General features: G+C 74.3%; 13 protein-coding genes and 1 riboswitch. Of the genes, 7 read left to right on the forward strand and 6 right to left on the reverse strand.

The features are described from left to right. Positions 1-21 precede the first annotated feature (21 nt). Positions 22-765 carry a DUF4142 domain-containing protein gene (locus tag ACFVVO_RS10570; protein WP_390053588.1) on the forward strand — a complete coding sequence of 248 codons (744 nt, stop codon included), beginning with the start codon at positions 22-24 and terminating at the stop codon, positions 763-765. On the opposite strand, the gene ACFVVO_RS10575 is transcribed toward ACFVVO_RS10570, so the two are convergent. After that, the gene (locus ACFVVO_RS10575) at positions 762-2,417 is read right to left on the reverse strand and encodes a glycoside hydrolase family 13 protein (RefSeq protein ID WP_390053589.1); all 1,656 of its coding nucleotides are present in this window, start codon (positions 2,415-2,417) and stop codon (positions 762-764) included. The genes ACFVVO_RS10570 and ACFVVO_RS10575 overlap by 4 nt on opposite strands. Before the next feature lie 257 nt (positions 2,418-2,674). On the opposite strand from ACFVVO_RS10575, the gene ACFVVO_RS10580 reads away from it, so the two are divergent. After that, positions 2,675-3,601 carry an LAETG motif-containing sortase-dependent surface protein gene (locus tag ACFVVO_RS10580; protein WP_390053591.1) on the forward strand — a complete coding sequence of 309 codons (927 nt, stop codon included), beginning with the start codon at positions 2,675-2,677 and terminating at the stop codon, positions 3,599-3,601. Positions 3,602-3,753: 152 nt separating this feature from the next. Then, positions 3,754-3,959, forward strand: a riboswitch (cobalamin riboswitch). Between the two features lie 28 nt (positions 3,960-3,987). Beyond that, positions 3,988-5,073, forward strand: coding sequence for a HoxN/HupN/NixA family nickel/cobalt transporter (locus ACFVVO_RS10585; protein ID WP_390053593.1), 1,086 nt, complete (start codon positions 3,988-3,990; stop codon positions 5,071-5,073). Between the two features lie 28 nt (positions 5,074-5,101). On the opposite strand, the gene ACFVVO_RS10590 is transcribed toward ACFVVO_RS10585, so the two are convergent. Further along, positions 5,102-6,088 carry a nucleoside hydrolase gene (locus ACFVVO_RS10590; protein ID WP_390053594.1) on the reverse strand — a complete coding sequence of 329 codons (987 nt, stop codon included), beginning with the start codon at positions 6,086-6,088 and terminating at the stop codon, positions 5,102-5,104. A gap of 475 nt (positions 6,089-6,563) precedes the next feature. Here ACFVVO_RS10590 and ACFVVO_RS10595 point away from each other — a divergent pair, with 475 nt between their 5' ends. Beyond that, positions 6,564-7,346, forward strand: coding sequence for a hypothetical protein (locus ACFVVO_RS10595; protein ID WP_390053595.1), 783 nt, complete (start codon positions 6,564-6,566; stop codon positions 7,344-7,346). Positions 7,347-7,698: 352 nt separating this feature from the next. Here the strand turns inward: ACFVVO_RS10595 and ACFVVO_RS10600 are convergent, their stop codons facing one another. Beyond that, positions 7,699-9,042, reverse strand: coding sequence for a tetratricopeptide repeat protein (locus tag ACFVVO_RS10600; protein WP_390053596.1), 1,344 nt, complete (start codon positions 9,040-9,042; stop codon positions 7,699-7,701). A gap of 505 nt (positions 9,043-9,547) precedes the next feature. Between ACFVVO_RS10600 and ACFVVO_RS10605 the strand changes: the two genes are divergently transcribed. Beyond that, on the forward strand, positions 9,548-11,110 hold the full coding sequence (locus tag ACFVVO_RS10605) for an LCP family protein (protein ID WP_390053598.1): 1,563 nt from the start codon (positions 9,548-9,550) through the stop codon (positions 11,108-11,110). A gap of 24 nt (positions 11,111-11,134) precedes the next feature. On the opposite strand, the gene ACFVVO_RS10610 is transcribed toward ACFVVO_RS10605, so the two are convergent. Continuing rightward, positions 11,135-12,268, reverse strand: a complete 1,134-nt coding sequence (locus ACFVVO_RS10610; protein WP_390053600.1) for a hypothetical protein — start codon at positions 12,266-12,268, stop codon at positions 11,135-11,137. 64 nt (positions 12,269-12,332) lie between these two features. After that, a complete protein-coding gene (locus ACFVVO_RS10615) occupies positions 12,333-13,523 on the reverse strand; it encodes a PP2C family protein-serine/threonine phosphatase (RefSeq protein WP_390053602.1) in 1,191 nt (396 codons plus the stop codon). A gap of 102 nt (positions 13,524-13,625) precedes the next feature. Between ACFVVO_RS10615 and ACFVVO_RS10620 the strand changes: the two genes are divergently transcribed. Both ACFVVO_RS10620 and ACFVVO_RS10625 read left to right on the forward strand, forming a co-directional pair. Continuing rightward, the gene (locus tag ACFVVO_RS10620; protein ID WP_390053604.1) at positions 13,626-14,114 is read left to right on the forward strand and encodes a hypothetical protein; all 489 of its coding nucleotides are present in this window, start codon (positions 13,626-13,628) and stop codon (positions 14,112-14,114) included. A gap of 424 nt (positions 14,115-14,538) precedes the next feature. After that, on the forward strand, positions 14,539-15,480 hold the full coding sequence (locus ACFVVO_RS10625; protein WP_390053606.1) for a hypothetical protein: 942 nt from the start codon (positions 14,539-14,541) through the stop codon (positions 15,478-15,480). Here ACFVVO_RS10625 and ACFVVO_RS10630 read toward each other — a convergent pair. Continuing rightward, a complete protein-coding gene (locus tag ACFVVO_RS10630) occupies positions 15,380-16,726 on the reverse strand; it encodes a PLP-dependent aminotransferase family protein (RefSeq protein ID WP_390053608.1) in 1,347 nt (448 codons plus the stop codon). The two genes, ACFVVO_RS10625 and ACFVVO_RS10630, sit on opposite strands and share 101 nt — an antisense overlap. Positions 16,727-16,744: the final 18 nt, after the last annotated feature.

Here is a 16,744-nt window from a genome sequence, read left to right on the forward strand (position 1 = left end):
ACTCTCTTCGTGGGCGGTGCGATGGCCCTGACACTCGGCGCGCTCGCCTACCCGAGCATGCTCGGGCTGAACACCGTCTCCACCTCGCAGACACAGATCATCGCCCAGACGCAGTGGGGGCCGCTCACCGAGGGCGACCGGGACTTCGTGGTCAAGGTGCGGGCAGCCGGTCTCTGGGAGTACCCGCTCGGTCAGATCGGCTTGCAGAAGGGCTCCTCCAAGGGCGTCCTGGAGGCCAGCAAGCACCTGGTCGACGGGCACGCCGCGCTGGACGCGAGCTGCCGCAAGATCGCGCCCATGCTCAACATCACGCTGCCCAACATCGCGAGCCCCCAGCAGGAGGGCTTCGTCACCCAGCTCAAGGCGGAGAGTGGCAAGTCGTTCGACACCGACTTCGCCAACATCCTGCGGATGACGCACGGCTCGATCTTCAACACGATCGCCAAGATCCGCTCCACCACCAAGAACTCGCTGGTGCGCGCCCTGGCCGACCAGGCCAACAACACCGTGCTGGACCACATCACGGTGATGGAGAAGACCGGTCTGGTCGACTTCGACCAGACCATCTTCCAGCAGACCACCCCGCCGAAGCTGCCCTCCGACAACCTCACCCCGCCCGCGCCGCCCGCGGGCCAGCCGGAGGTGGTGCTCACCCCGCCGCCGAACGCCACGTCCACCCCGCTGAACCTCGGCGGCCTCACCGGCGACGGCAGCGGCTCCGGCGGCAACGCCCCGGCCCCCACGCCCAGTCCGACCGTGGGCTAGCCGAGCCACACCGTGGTGTCCGGCGGGAGCGATCCGGCTTCCGGGAGCGGGGTGCTGGCGAGCAGCACCTCGCCCGGCGGCAGCGGTACGGGCCGCTCGGTGAGGTTGGTGACGCAGCGCCAGGTCTCGGTGCGGGCGAAGTCGAGGACACCGGCCGGGGCGTCGGGCGTCCAGGTCAGCGTCTCGCCCTCCAGCAGCTTCCGGCGCAGCCGCAGGGCGGCGCGGTAGAGCTCCAGGGTGGAGCCCTCGGCACCGGCCTGCGCCGCGACGGCGTGGGAGGCGAAGGACTCCGGCTGCGGCAGCCAGGCGGCCCCCGGTCCGAAACCGTACGAAGGCCCGTCCGGCGTCCACGGCAGCGGCACCCGGCAGCCGTCGCGGCCCTTGCGGACGTGACCGGTCTGCTCCCAGATCGGGTCCTGCAGCACCGCGGTGGGCAGGTCGGCGACCTCGGGCAGGCCGAGTTCCTCGCCCTGGTAGACGTACGCGGAGCCGGGCAGCGCCAGCATCAGCAGGGTCGCGGCCCGGGCCCGGCGCAGACCGGCGTCGGGGTCGACGGCCGGGGCCCTGCCGCCGGACAGCAGCCAGGCGTTCTCGTCGGTGCCGGGCGGCAGCAGCAGGCGGGAGGCGTGCCGTACGACGTCGTGGTTGGAGAGCACCCAGGTGGCCGAGGCGCCGACGGTGCGGGCGGTGGCGAGCGAGCCGGTGATGACCTCGAGCAGCTCATCGGCGTTCCAGGACGCCTGCAAATACTCGAAGTTGAAGGCCTGGCCCAGTTCGTCCGGGCGGGCGTACAGGGCGCGGCGGGCGTCCGGGACCCAGGCCTCGGCGACCGCGGTGCGGGGCGGGGTGTAGGCGTCGAGGATCTTGCGCCAGTCGCGGTAGATCTCGTGCACCTCGTCGCGGTCCCAGTACGGGTGGCTGCCGGGCGCGACGCGCTGCAGGGCCTCCTCGCCGGTGGCGCCGATGTTGCCGATGTTGCCGATGTCCCGCAGCGGTTCGGCGAGGTCCTTGGCGAGGCCGTGCGCGACGTCCACGCGGAAGCCGTCGACGCCGCGGTCGGACCAGAAGCGCAGGGTGGTGCGGAAGTCGGCGCGGACCTCCTCGTTCCCCCAGTTCAGGTCGGGCTGTTCGGGCGCGAAGAGGTGCAGGTACCACTCGCCGTCCGCGGTCCGCCGCCACGCGCTGCCGCCGAACACCGACTGCCAGTCGCTGGGCGGCAGTTCGCCGTGCGCCCCGCGGCCGGGGCGGAAGACGTAGCGGTCCCGGGCGGCGGAGCCGGGGCCGGCCCGCAGGGCCTCCTGGAACCAGGGGTGCTGGTGCGAGGTGTGGTTGGGGACGACGTCGACGACGACCTTCAGGCCGAGCCGGTGGGCCTCGGCCACCACGGCGTCGAAGTCGTCCAGGGTGCCGAGGCGGGCGTCGACGTCCCGGGGGTCGGCGACGTCGTAGCCGCCGTCGGCCAGTTCCGAGGGGTAGAAGGGGCTCAGCCACAGGGCGTCGACGCCGAGCCAGGCGAGGTGGTTCAGGCGCTGGGTGACTCCCCTGAGGTCGCCGAGCCCGTCGCCGTCGGCGTCGGCGAAGCTGCGCGGATACACCTGGTAGACGACGGCCTGGCGCCACCAGTCGGGGTTCCGGGACGAGAGGTCTGCCATACGGGCTCCCTTCGGGAAGGACGACAGTACAGAGACTGTCCACATTGCCCGGAAAGGGAACCTTCAGGCGATGGGGAGTGGATCATTCCCCGTGTGATGAAGTTGTGACGGCTCCATGAACGAGCCCTGCATTCACGCAGGTTGACAGGTTTCAACAGGGCCGATCACCATGGCCTCACACTGTGGCGCATGTGACCAATGGGCCGCGTGTCTCTCTGACTTCTTCCGCTCACTCGAGCTTCTGCGATGGGATATCCATGTCCATAGCCAGACGTGTCACCGCGCGCCGCCTGCTGGGGACGGGCGCCGCGTCACTCGCCCTCTGCGCCGCCTCGATCGCCGCCGCCTCCGGCGCCTGGGCCCACGGCGCGCACGGCGGTGACGGCTGGAAGGCCGGCGGCCACTACGCGCCCGGCACCGGCGCGGGCACCGAGACCGGCACCGACCGCTGCCAGTTCTCGCTGGACGGCGTGAACTTCTTCGACTCGGTCAAGGTGGACGACCAGAACCTCAAGCCGACCGAGGACGGCAAGGTCCACGTCAAGGTCCGCGCCGCCGGGGACGCCGCCGGCTGCACCGCCTCACTCGCCTCCTACCTCGCCCACGGCGCGAGCTTCGCCACCTCCGGCGAGCAGGTCTTCGTCGACTTCGACACGGTGGCCGTCAAGCCGGGCGAGACCGACTCCCTCGATATCGCGGTACCGGACGCGGGCTGCTTCGCGCAGATCGACCTGTACCGGGGCGCGGTCAGGTTCGACGGCAAGTCCGACGCGAACGACGGCTTCGAGCACGGGGACCTGCCCAAGGGCCCGGACCACCCGGTCATCAAGGACAAGCTGATCGCGGCCTGGAACGGCGGCGCGAAGGACTGCACCAGCACCCCTGAGGAGCCGCAGTCCCCGTCGCCGAGCGCTCCCGCGCAGGACTCGCCCGCGCCGAGCGCCTCGGAGTCGTCCGCGGCACCGTCCCCGGCCTCCTCGGAGTCCGTGCCGGCCCCGTCCGCCTCCGCATCGCGGGCCGGCTCCGCACCCACGCCGGACGGTGGCGGTGACGACGGGGGCGACCTCGCGGAGACCGGTGGCGGCGGCGACTCGGGGCTGATCGCGGGCGGGGCCGCCGTGCTGGTCGCCGGCGGCGCCGCGTTCGTGCTCCTCGCGCGCCGCAAGCGGGGCGCCCAGGGCTGACCGTTCCCGCGGCGCACGCGCTCAGGGCTTGAGCGCCCACGACCCCCGCCGCTCGCGGCAGCCGCAAGGCCTGCGAGACGGCGGGGGTCGTTCCTCATGTGATCTTGGGTACCTGCGCCGGTGCGCGGCTATGCGGACGACCGCTCACCTGCCTACGGTGGGCGGGCCGTGGTGCTCGGGAAGTCGGTGACGGCCCCTCAGGGGTCCATGCCGACGCGGCCCTCGCCACTGTGATCGGGGAGTTCCCGTCCCGTCCGGCATCCGCCGGGCCACTGGCCGTTCGTACGGCTGGGAAGGCAGGGACGGCGAACGCACCACCCCGTAAGCCAGGAGACCGGCCACGGCAGCTCACGAGATGATCCACGAGGTGCTGGAGCGTGAATCCGATGGCCGATGCCGCTGCCTTCCGATGGCGACGCGAGGACACGATCAGGACGGCGGGGCTGCTGGCGGTGATCGCCGCCCTGCACGTCGTCGCCTTCGGGGTGCTGTTCCTGCTCGTCTCCCCCGGGCACTACAAGGTCGGCCAGGACGTCTTCGGCGTCGGCCTCGGCGTCACCGCCTACACCCTCGGCATGCGGCACGCCTTCGACGCCGACCACATCGCCGCGATCGACAACACCACCCGCAAGCTGATGGCCGACGGCAGACGGCCGGTGTCGGTGGGCTTCTGGTTCGCGCTGGGGCACTCCAGCGTGGTGGTGCTGCTGGCCCTGCTGATCGCGGGCGGCACCCGGCTCGCCGGCCGGGTCATGGACGAGCACTCGCGCACCCACCAGGTACTCGGCTTCATGGGCACGACGATCTCCGGCACGTTCCTCTACCTCATCGCCGCGCTCAACCTGGTCGCGCTGGCCGGCATCCTGAGGGTGTTCCGGGCGATGCGGTCCGGCACGTACGACGAGCGGGCGCTTGAACAGCACCTGGACTCGCGGGGGTTCATGAACCGGGTCCTGGGGCGGCTGACCAGGTCGGTCTCCCGGCCGGGCCAGATGTTCCCGCTGGGCTTCCTGTTCGGGCTCGGCTTCGACACGGCCACCGAGGTCACGCTGATGGTGATGGCCGGGTCGGGCGCGGCGGCCGGACTGCCCTGGTACGCGGTCCTGTGCCTGCCGCTGCTCTTCGCCGCCGGGATGAGCCTGTTCGACACCCTCGACGGCACGTTCATGAACTTCGCCTACCAGTGGGCGTTCTCCAACCCGGTCCGCAAGGTGTTCTACAACCTCACGATCACCGGGCTGTCCATCGCCGTCGCCTTCTTCATCGGCACCATCGAGCTGGTCGGCGTCCTGCACGAGAAGTTCGCCCTGGGCGACGCCGTGACCGGCTGGATCGCCCGGCTCGACCTGGACAGCGTCGGCTACGTCATCGTCGGGCTGTTCGTGGTGGTGTGGGCGGCGGCGCTGGCGTACTGGCGGCTGGCGCGGGTGGAGGAACGCTGGGCGTCACGGGTCCCGGCGACGTCCGACTGACCCCGGGCCCGCGACCCGTCCCCGCGGCTCACCCCGCCGGACCCCGAAACCCTTCGACGGTCTCCAGGTACAGCTTCACGAACCGGTCCACGTCCACCTCCAACGCCACGTCCACCAGGGCCTGTTCGCGGGCGCCCTCGTGGATCTCGGACTCGCCGGGGCGGGGGCGGCGGTCGACGAGCGTCTGGCCGCGGGCCGGACCGGGGGCCAGGGAGACCTCGACCGGCAGACGCCGGGTGGTGATGCCCCCCGGATCGGCGACCGCGCACACCGCGCCCGCGTCACCGAGTCCGCCCGCCTCCTCGGCCTCCGGCGCGCCGCCCTGCGCGGCGGGCCGGTGGGCGAGGAGTTCCCCGGCCAGCCGGGTGCCCGGATCGGCGCTGCCGCGCAGCCGGTGCACATCGGTGCCGGGCACGACGACCCGCATGAAGACGTCCAGCCCGTACATCGTGATCGGCACCCCGGCGGTGAGCAGTACGGCCGCCGCCTCGGGGTCGTGCCAGACGTTGAACTCGGCGACCGGCGTGGCGTTTCCGGTGGCGACCGCGCCGCCCATGAACACGATCCGCTCGATGTTGCGGGTCACCTCCGGGTGGGTGCGCAACAGCAGGGCGATGTTGGTGAGCGGGGCCGTGGGCACGAGGGTGATCGGGCGAGGGGAGGCCAGGATCTCCCGGCGGAGCAGGCTCACGGCGTCCACGTCGGCCGGGGTGCGGGTGGGCGCAGGCAGGCCCAGGTCGCCCATGCCGTCCGAGCCGTGCACATGCCGGGCCGAGCGGGCCGGCTCGATCAGCGGCCGCTCGGCGCCCCGCGCCACCGGGATGTCGGGGGCACCGGCCCGCTCCAGCACGGTCAGGGTGTTGCGGACCACCCCGTCCACGTCCGTGTTCCCGGCCACGCAGGTGACGGCCCGCAGATCCAGTCCCGGGTGACGTACGGCGAACAGCAGGGCCAGGGCGTCGTCGACGCCGGTGTCACAGTCGATGATCACAGGAATACCGGACTGCCCGGTCACGACGGTCTCCTTCCGCCACCCCGACCCGAGGACTCGCCACGAAGGCCCCCTCAGCCTACGGCCGCCCGCCGTCCCCAGCCGTGCGACGACCGCCCCGGCCGGAGGTGGACACCCGGGGCAGCCGGCTGTCCGGACGGCCGGGAACGGACGCCTCGGGGGCGTCCCGAGAGCCCCGGGGCGTTCACACAGCGCTCCGGACCGAGCCGGTACCGAGGCGGCCGGACACCCCGGACAGCCGAAGAGCCGGACCCTCGCCAGAGCACCGGCCCAGGCCCGGCCCCCTCGCCCGGACGGCCGGCAGCGGGCCCGGAGCCGAACGCCCCAGGCGGCCGGACCACAGCAGGACGCTCGCCCGATGCTCCGGTCCCGCCGGCCCCGGCCCCTCACCCGGACGGCCCGGAGCGCTGGTGAGCTGGTGTGGGCGGTGGTGGCGTGAGAGGTGGCACCACCACCGGCCCGCACAGGAGGCCCACCGATGACCGCCGCGATACGCCCCCGTGCCCTCCCGCTCGCCGCTCTCGCGGCCGGCCTCCTCGCCCTCACCGGCTGCGCGGCCCTCGGCCTGGAGCACCCGCCGACCGCCGAGCAGCCGCTGCCCACCATCGACGCGGCCTCACCCACGCCGAAGGCGTCCGGCCGGGGCGACGGCACCCTGCTCACCGACGATCAGGCCCGCGCCGCGCTCCTCACGCAGAACGACCTCGGCGCCCCCTGGTCGGCGACGCGCGGGGCGGCCACCTGGCGCGACGGCCTGCTGAAGGCGACCACCCGGACCGCGGAGTGCCAGCGCCTGCTCGACGCGCTCTACGCCGACGAACTCCTCGGCGCCCCCGGCCGGGCCGCCGTCGGCCTGGACGACGCCGACACCGACGCCCAGCTCCGCTACCAGATCGGCGCGCGCCGCCCGGCGGACGTCGACGCCGCCCTGGCCTGGCTGCGGACGATGCCGGCGCGGTGCGCCCGGTTCACCGCGACCACGGAGAACGGACTGGTGGAGGACGTCCAGGTGCAGGAGGCTCCGCTGCCGGAGGTCGGGGACGCGCGTCAGGGCCTGCGGCTCACGCTCTACACCACGACGTCCGGTGGCCAGGACGTCGTCCTCACGATGGACGTGGCCGCCGTCCGCGTCGGGGAGGACTCCTTCGCGCTCACCAACGGGGGCCTGGGCGACGTACCGAACGAGGCGACCCAGGCGGCCGTCCAGATCGGCGCACTGCGCCTGGCGGACGTCCGAAAGCAGGGCCACGCCGAGGTCTGAGAAGCCCGGCGCGGCGCATCAGGGGCCGACCGGGAGGTGGCCGCGGCGGAGCTGGCCGAACCCACCCGGAAGGCGGCCAGACGGCGGTCGCAGCCGGTGCCACTCCGAGTCCTGCCGGGGGCGGTCACCTGGCGGGGCCGAGCCGAGGCCGGGTCGGAAGGCGGCCGCGACCGGCACCGCACCGAGCCGCCGACGTCCAGGAACACAGGGCGGCTCACCGGGCCAAGCCGCGAGGCCATCACAACCGGTGCCGCACCGAACCCGGCCCGGAGACGGCCACGAGGAGGACTCCGCCGAACCCAGCCCGAAGCCGACCGCGACCGGCACCGCACCGAGCCAGGCCCGGAAGCCGTCACAGCGGGGGCTGGGCCGGGGCCGGGCCGAGTGTGGTGGTGCCAGGGGCGGTGCGGTGGCCCAGGCCGGTGCGGTAGGCGTCGAGGGCCGCTTCCACCCGGCCGGTGCGGCGCAGCAGGTCGCCCAGCAGGCGGCACAGGTCGGCGAGGTCACCCGCCGCCCCGGCCCGTTCCAGCAGGCTGAGGGCGCGGACGTAGTGCTCCTCGGCCGCCTCGGTGTCGCGGGCGTCCTCGGCGATGATGCCGAGGAGGCGGTGCGCGGCGGCCGCGTGGACGGCCCCGCGCTCGGAGGAGAAGTCCCCGAGGACCCCGTTCAGCAGCTCGGCCGCCTCGGCGGAGCTGCCGCGCCGGTGCAGGACGTCGGCCAGCTCGACGGCGGCCTGGCTGCGGTAGAGGGCCGCCCGGGTCTGGGAGAGCATGGTGAGGGCCTGCCGCAGCTCGGCCTCGGCGCGGTCCAGTTCGCCGTTCTGGGCGCAGACGTAGCCGCGCATCCAGTGGCAGTTGGCGAGTTCGGTGCGGAGCTGGAGCTGCCGGTTCAGCTCGGCGGCCTTGGCAAGGGAGGCGTCGGCCTCGGCGAGGCGGCCCTCGGCGAGCAGGGTGCGGGCGACCGTGCGGTGCATCCGGGCGATCAGCGCCGGGTCGGCGATCCGCGGGGCGAGCGCGAGGGCGAACTCGGCGGCCTGGGCGGCGCGGGCGTGGGCGCCCATGTCCATGTACGGGCCGATGACGCCGGCGTATAGGAGCAGCAGGGCGTCGGGGTCGTGCAGGCCGCCGCGGTTCAGCTCGTCGAGGGCGGACTCCAGGAGGTAGACGGCGTAGCGGAGTTCACCGGCGAGGTAGTGGGAGACCGCCCGGCCGCGGACGGCCGGCACCCGGGCGGGCAGCGACTCCCCGGCCAGGCGCTCCTCGGCCCGCTCGAAGTGCTCGCGGGCCCGGCCCAGTTCGCCCGACTGCAGTGCGGTCTCGCCCAGCCCGAGCAGCGCGGTGGCCTGCTCGGCGAGCAGCCCGTGGGTCTCCGCCTCGGCGAGCAGCCCGGCGTACTGAGCGGCCGCCTCCTCGCAGTCGCCGTCGGCCAGGGCGCGCTGGGCCTCGGCGAGCCGCAGCCGGAGGTCGGTGGCCAGGTGGGCGGGCCGGCCGACGGCCAGCTCCTCGAAGGCGACCCCGAGCCGGCCGGCGATGTGCCGCAGCGCCTCGTCGGAGGCGCGGACCCGGCCCGCCTCCAGGGTGGAGATGTAGGCGGGTGTGTAGGCCGGCTCGGCCAACTGCCTTTGCGTCAGACCTCGTTCGGTGCGCAGTTGCTGTACGCGCCGCCCCACGACCTGCGGATCGTCCCGTTCCGGCATCTCCCCGTCACCCCCAACTCCCTTGGTGGGCCTTGCCGTTCGCGTCCGTCAGCCTCTAGGTTAAATGGCGGATCAAGCATGTTTAACAGGCCGCTGTTGTTGCGAGGTCACCGTGCCCGGACGTACATCCGAACCCTACGGACGCCCCGGCGCACCGGCCCCCGTCCGGCCCCGCCCGGGCGGCCGGGCGCCCACCGCCAGAGGAGTGGCCGCGGCCGTGCTCGCCGTAGCGGCGCTGGTCACGGCGGCCAACGCGGGACCCGCCCGGGCGGCGGACACCGCACCGGCCCCGCCGGCCGTGGGTCGGACCCAGCCCTGACGCCTCCTCCCCACCCGAACTACTGGTGAGTGTGAGTCAGGCCGAGTTCGTCAACCCTTTCGAAGGTTGTACGGGAGTGGCATATCTCACCACTCACCCCTTCTCATCGCGTCACGCCGCTAATGTGTGCGATCCGGTGCAGCCGGAGACGCGGCAGGCGCCGTCGTCGGGGTGGGAAGGCAGAGAATGACGCTGGACGCACAGGCGCGGCCGGCCGGCCGCGGCCGGCACGACGACGGCCGCGAGGACGACGACACATCCGGCAGACCGCGCCGCGGGCGCCGGATACTGCGCTGGTCGGCCTTCACCCTGGCGGCCCTCATGTTCGGCGGCGCGGTCGCCGGATACGGCTACTACGAGCACCTGAACGCGAACATCACCAAGGCACGGCTCAACCTCGGCGACTCCACTGCGCCCAAGGCGACCCCGAACGCCGAGGGCCAGACGCCGCTGAACATCCTGCTGCTCGGCTCGGACAGCCGGAACACCGCGGCGGACCTGAAGCTCGGCGGCTCCAAGGCCGACGTGGGCCGCCCGCCGCTCGCGGACGTGCAGATGCTGCTGCACGTCTCGGCCGACCGCGGCAACATGTCCGTGGTCAGCCTGCCGCGCGACACGATGATCCCGATCCCCAGGTGCACCGACCCCGACGGCGGCAAGGTGTACGGCGCGCTCAACCTGGCCATGGCCAACGAGTCGCTGGGCCGCGGCGGCCCGGGCTGCACCGTCGCCACCTGGGAGAAGCTCACCGGCATCCACATCGACCACTTCTTGATGGTCGACTTCTCCGGCGTGGTCTCGATGGCGGACGCCATCGGCGGTGTCCCGGTCTGCGTCAAGGAGAACGTCTGGTCGCACACCTCCGAGGGCCACGGCTCGGGCCTCAAGCTGAAGGCGGGCACCACGTACGTCAAGGGGAAGCAGGCCCTGCAGTGGCTGCGCACCCGCTACGGCTTCGAGGACGGCACCGACATCGGCCGCACCCACGCCCAGCACATGTACATGAACGCGATGGTCCGCCAGCTCCGCGAGAACGCGACCCTGGGCAACCCCACCGAGATGCGCCGGCTCGCGGAGACCGCGACGAAGGCGCTCACGGTCGACGAGGGCCTCGGCACGGTCAAGAAGCTGTACGACCTGTCCTCGGAACTGCAGAAGGTCCCCACCGAGCGGATCACGATGACGACGCTGCCCACCGTGCAGTGGTCCCAGGACCACAACCGGCTGGTGCCCGCCACCGAGGACGCCGACCAGCTCGTCTCCATGGTCCGCACGGACACCCCGCTGGACGGCAAGGGCGCGCAACAGCTCACCGAGCAGGTGTCGGACGACCCCGCCGCCCCCGCCGGCACCCTCGCCGTGCGGGTGCGCAACGGCACCGGCACCACCACCAGGACCCCCGTGCTCCACCGGGCCGACGCGGTCGTCCGGGCGCTGCGGCACAAGGGGTTCGCCAAGGCCGCCGTGGACACCACGGCCGCGGCGGGGACCACCACGGTCCTCCTGTACCCGAGCCACCACCTGGAGGGTGACGCCCAGGCCGTGGCCAAGGCCCTCGGCATCCCGCTGACCCAGGTACGCGCGTCCACCGACGTCACGGGCGTCACGCTGACCGTGGGCGCCGACTGGCGCGCCGGCGGCACCTACCCGAAGTCCGCGGCCCCGGCCAAGGCGCCCGAGTCCGCGGCCGTGCTGAACGGCGGCAAGACCGACGCCTGCATGCCGGTCCAGCCGGGTTTCACCTGGTAGAGCGGATTTCCCCGCCGAGCGGGGTCATCGCGCCTGGAGCTGCCGCAGCTGCCGCTGGACGTTCTCCAGCGCGCCCCGCCGGCGTCCCGGCACCCGCAGCCTCAGCTCCGCGAGCGCGGGCCCGAGTTCACGGGCCCGCGCCGCGTCCTCGATGTTCCCCCACTGGTGATGGGCCCGGTCCACGGCCGCCTCCACGGCGGGCGTGCCCGGCGCCTGTCCCGCGGCCAGCCGCACCCCGGCCACCGTCAGCCAGGCCCGGCAGCTGCGCGCCGCGTCCCCCGCGAACATGGCGAGGTCCGCCCGGACCTCGGCCCAGTGCAGGGCCTCTCCGGAGGCGGGACCGAGGGCGCGCACGGCGGCCTCCTCCTGCCGCGCGGCGAGCGCGTCGGCCTCGGCGTGCCGGCCGGCCCGGACGGCGTCGCTGATGGCCGCGTGCGGATCGCCCTGCGACGGCGGCGCGGTGGGCGGGGCGTCCGGCATGTACGGGCGGGGCACCACCGGCAGGGGGGTGGGCCGGTGGGCGTAGCCCCCGGGACCGGCCAGCACCAGGTCCCGTCCCGCGCCCGGCTCGGTGACCCGCGCCAGGGCGTGCTCGTGCAGCTCGGCGAGCGGCGGCCGGTGCCCGCTGCGCAACAGGGTCGCCACCGCCTTCATGTACGTCGGCTCGGCCGGACCCCGTCCCCTGGCCGGCGGCGCGATACGGCCGTAGACCTCCGTCGTGCGTCCGGAGTCCAGCGGGCGCTCGGCCAGTTGCCGCCAGGTTTCCGCGTCCGCGTGCAGATCGACCACGAGCGCGGTGTCGGCGGCGGAGCGCAGCCGCAGCTCCTCCCGGATCCACGCCCAGGGCAGGGCCGTGTAGCGGACGGTCGCCGGGGTGGTGCGGGCCAGCGCGAGATGGGGCCGGCGCTGACGCCGGTCCAGGTGCAGCTGGCCGGTGAGGTACACGGTGAGCGGTCCGGGCGCGGCCGCGGCTGCGCGCAGCCGGGTGAGGACGGCCTGCGGCTCGAGCGGGTCGGCGAGTTCGACCACGTTCGCGGTGTCGGCGCCGGACAGCACCGCGGGGGCGACCGCGGCGAGGACGGGCAGCACACCGGCCGCGTCCACCAGACGCCCCCGGCCCAGCGGCGAGGCCGCGAGCAGCAGCACGGTTCCGGGCATCGTCCCTCCCCTGTCGATCGCCCTACAGCCAGCACCGTAGCCGCTGCCGCTGCGAAGGGTCGGCTCAGGACCGCAAACGTCCCTGTACGGGGTCTTCGCGCATCCGCCGAATGGCGAACACCGTGGTGTCGTCGTCCAGGTGACCGGCGGTGTGCCGGAGCACACCGTCGCGGACCCGGCGCACCAGCCGGTGCGGCTCGGCGCGGCGCGGGTCGGCCGTGACCGCCCGGGCCACCTCCGGGACCAGCGGGTAGAACTCACCGGCCTTGTCCCGCGCCTCGGTCACCCCGTCGGTCACCAGCAGCAGGGTCTCCTCGCGGCCCAGCGGCACCCGGTGCAGCGGCGGGCAGCCGGCCACCAGGTCGGCGAGCCCGAGCGGCAGGCCGTCACCGGCCGGCAGGGCGCGCACTCCGTGCGGGCCGACGGCGAGCGGCGGCTCGTGGCCGAAGTTGATCAGCTCGACCGTGTCCGGGTCGTCCTCGGGGAAGCCGAGCAGCACGGCGGTGGAGAAGCGGTCGCCGTCGTCCCGGCCGAGCGCGATGCGGTGCAGGCGGTGCCGGGTCATACGGGTCTCCAGCCGCTCGGCGACGACCGTCAGCTCCGTCTCGTGATAGGCGGCCTCCCGGAAGGTGCCGAGCAGCGCGGCCGCCGTCTCCACCGCGCCCAGCCCCTTGCCCTGGACGTCCCCGACGAGGACCCGGGTGCCGTGCGGGCCGGGCTGGATGTCGTAGTAGTCGCCGCCGACCCGGGCGTCCACGTCGGCGGCGATATACGCGCCCGCGTGCTCCAGCCCTCCCCAGTACGCCGGCAGCTTGCGCAGCACGGTGCGGCGGGTGGTGTCGGCGATGTCCCGCATGTGCAGCATCTGCCGCTCCCTGCGCACCCGCGCGGCGGAGGCCAGCGTGGCGAGGGCGCCGCCGAGGGCGACCAGCAGGAAGTCGGCGAGACCGGCCCGGTGCTCGTCGGGCCAGACGCGGTCCACGGCGACGTACGTGATCAGCGACAGCACCGCGTACCCGGCGGTCGTCCACACCCCGCAGACCGCGGCGGCCGTGCCGGGGACCAGGACGATCCAGGAGACGATCCGGAACCATTCACCGGTCCTGAGGTCCAGCAGCGTGATGCCGGCGAGCAGCAGCAGGGGCAGCGCCTGCACCGCGATCCGCCCGCGCGTCCGAAGCGGCTGCCGCCGGTGCCGGGACTCCACTTGTGTCACGGCGGGCAGCGCTCCATGCCCCTCAGCGAAACACGGCATCGAAACGGCCGCATCCGGGCACGGCCCGTCCGACCGACTTGCCAGGCCGTCCCCCCAGGTGTGCCCTGGAGACCGGGGGCGAGGAGCGAGAGGAGTGCTCTCATGGCTCAAGCGGCACCCGCGCCCGGTGGAATGCCCCGGCGCACGACAGCGCCCGCACTCGGCGGCCGGGACGCGACCGCCCGCCACCGGCCGCCCGATGTCTTCGGCGAGCGGACCCACGCGCTCGCGCGGTGGGTGCTGCCCATCGTGCTCGGCCTGATCTACGGCTACTGGGCCGCCGCCAACACCCGCTACGGCGGCCCCATCACCGGCTGGAACGTACTGTTCGGCGTGGTGACGGGCATCGTCTTCTTCGCCGTCTTCCGGGCCCTGGAGTTCTTCGCCGCGCGCTGCCGGCGCGAGGTGCACGCGGTGCTGTGGTCGGCCTTCACGGGCATCGCGGTCGGCTTCCTGTACAGCCTGAGCGGCCGCGGCCACGGCGTGTGGGAGTCCGCGGTCCTGGCCCTGGCGATCGCCGTGCCCACGTTCGTGGTGCTGTTCTACCGCTACTACACGCACGAGGACGCGGCCGGCCACCGCATCCGCTGAGCACGCCGGACCGCATCCGCCGAGCACACGGTCCCGCCCGCGCCGAGCACGCGGAACCGTTCGCGCGGAGCACGCGGAACCGTTCGCGCGGAGCACGCGGCACCGTGTCCGCCCAGTACGCGGCACGCGCGTGGGCCCCGGCCGGACATCCCGGCCGGGGCCCACGCACTCCCCTGTGCTTCCCTTCCTCACCGGTCGCCGGGCCCGCTTCCCGCGGCCCGGCGGCGTCCGGGACACCGTCCCGGCGTCTCCCCAGCACCAGGAAACACCCGTTCGGGTGAACCCTCCACCGGAGGCCGGATTCCCCGATTCCGGTCGGCGGAGGTGGGCGGAGGAGACCCGGATGGGCCGTTCGGCCGCGCCCCGTCCCCCGAATGCAGGCGCCCCGCTCGCGCACCCGGGCGCGCGGCTCTTGCCTTGAAGGGTGCCCCCACGCCTCAGGAGCGCCCTGTCGGCCGCCCTGATCGCCGTGTCCTGCCTCCTCGTGCCGTTCGGCGCGCTGGCGGCCTGGGCGGCGTACGGACTCGCCGACACGGGCCGGTACGTCACCGCGATGGCCCCGCTCGCCGCCGACCCCGACGTGCGGGAAGCCGTCGCGGAGACCGTCGGGGACGGCATCCTGCGTGAGGTGGACCAGCGGATGCACGTCCGCCCGTTGCAGGGCTCGGTCGCCCCGTTCGTGCACGAGGCGGTGCGCTCCTTCACCCAGACCCGGGCCTTCCGGATGGCCTGGGACACCGGCAACCGGGTCACCCACGACGCCGTCCTGCGCGCCCTGCGCCAGGACGCCACCGCCGGCGACGCGGGCGAGGGCCCGGTCACCGTCGACCTCGCCCCCGTCACCGCCCAGGTCAAGCAGCAGCTCACCGACGACCACATCGCGCTCGCCGCGCGCATCCCGGTGGAGCACACCGCGGTGCCCGTGCTCGAGGCGCGCGAGGTGGCCCCGCTGCGGAAGGGATTCCACGTGCTCGAAGTAGCCGGTTTCTGGTGCCCGGTCGCGGCCGTCGTCTTCGCGGTCGCCGGCATCGCCCTGGCCGTCCACCGCCGGCGCGCGATCGTGGTGACCGCGCTCGGCACCGCCCTGGGCGGCGGCCTGCTCAACCTCGCCCTCGTCATCGGCCGCGGCCTCACCCTCGACGGCCTGGCCGAGGGTGTGTCCCACCCGGCCGCGGGAGCGGTCTACGACGCCCTGACCGGCACCCTGCGCACGGCCTCCTGGCTGCTGATCGGCCTCGGTCTCACGGTGGCCCTCACCGCCCTGCTCAGCCGCCGGCTGCGGCCGTCCCGTCCCGCGCGACGCCGGCGAGGGTCCGCAGCGCCCGCGCAAGCTCCGGCTCCGGAGCCGACCCGAGCCCGAGTCTGACCGCGTCCGGCGTACGGCTCGGATCCACCCGGAAGGCCGTGCCCGGGGTCACCGCGATCCCGTGCGCCCGCGCGGCCGCGGTGAAGGTGTCCGCACGCCAGGGCGCGGGCAGCCGCCACCAGGCGAAGTAGGCGGCCGGGTCGGACCGTACGTCGAAACCCGCCAGTTCGTCGGCGACCAGCCGCTGCCGGCGCGCGGCGTCCCGCCGCTTGGCGGCGACCAGCCGCGCCACGGTCCCGTCGCCGATCCACCGGACGGCCGCCTCCAGCGCGAAGGAGCCCGCGCTCCAGCCGCCGGACCTGATGGCGCGCGCCACCGCCTCGGCCCGCTCGGCCGGTACGGAGGTGAACCCCACGGTGAGCCCCGGCGCGACCCGCTTGGACAGCCCGTCGACCAGGTGCACGAGCCCCGGCGCGAGGGCGGCCAGCGGCGGCGGGCCGGCCGGCTGAAGGAAGGACCAGATCCGGTCCTCCACCACCGGTATCCCCAGGCTGTGGACGACATCGGCCAGCCGGGACCGGCGCTCGGCGTCCATGGTCAGCGAGGTCGGGTTGTGCAGGGTCGGCTGGAGATAGAGGGCGGACAGCGGGGCGGCGCGGTGGGCCGCGGCGACCGACTCGGCGAGCGGCCCGCGGTCGTCGGCCGCGAGCGGGACGAGGACGCAGCCGAGCCGGGCCGCGATCTCCTTGACCGGCGGATAGGTCAGCGGCTCCACACCGACCCGGCCGCCCGGCCGGACCAGGGAGGCGAGGGTGGCGGCGATGGCCCGGCGGGCGTTGCCGGTGAAGAGCAGCCCCGCCGGGTCGGGCCGCCAACCGTCCGTGTCCAGCAGTCCGCCGATCGCCTCCCGCGCCGCGCCCGTGCCGGTGGCCGCGGCGGGCCGCAGCGCCTCGGTCAGCGCGTCCGGCCGCAGCAGCGGCGCGAGCGCGGGGGCCAGCAGCTCCGACTGGCCGGACGCGGACGGGTAGTTCAGCTCCAGGTTCACCGGCGTGGTGGCGGCCGCCTCGGTCAGCGCCCGCCCCGGCTGCCCGTCCGACTCGGTGGCCCGCACGAACGTGCCGCGCCCGACCTCGCCCACCACCAGCCCCCGGCGCACGAGTTCGGCGTACACCCGGCCCGCCGTGGAGGCGGCGATCCCGTGCCGCCGGGCGAACGCCCGCTGCGGCGGCAGCCGTTGCCCCGGCCGGAGCCGCCCGGAACCGATGTCACCGGCGATCCGGTCGGCGATACGCCGGTAGTCCTCCACAAGTCCCCCTGTCGCGGC

The organism is Streptomyces sp. NPDC058145 (assembly GCF_042884245.1).
Lineage (GTDB): Bacteria > Actinomycetota > Actinomycetes > Streptomycetales > Streptomycetaceae > Streptomyces.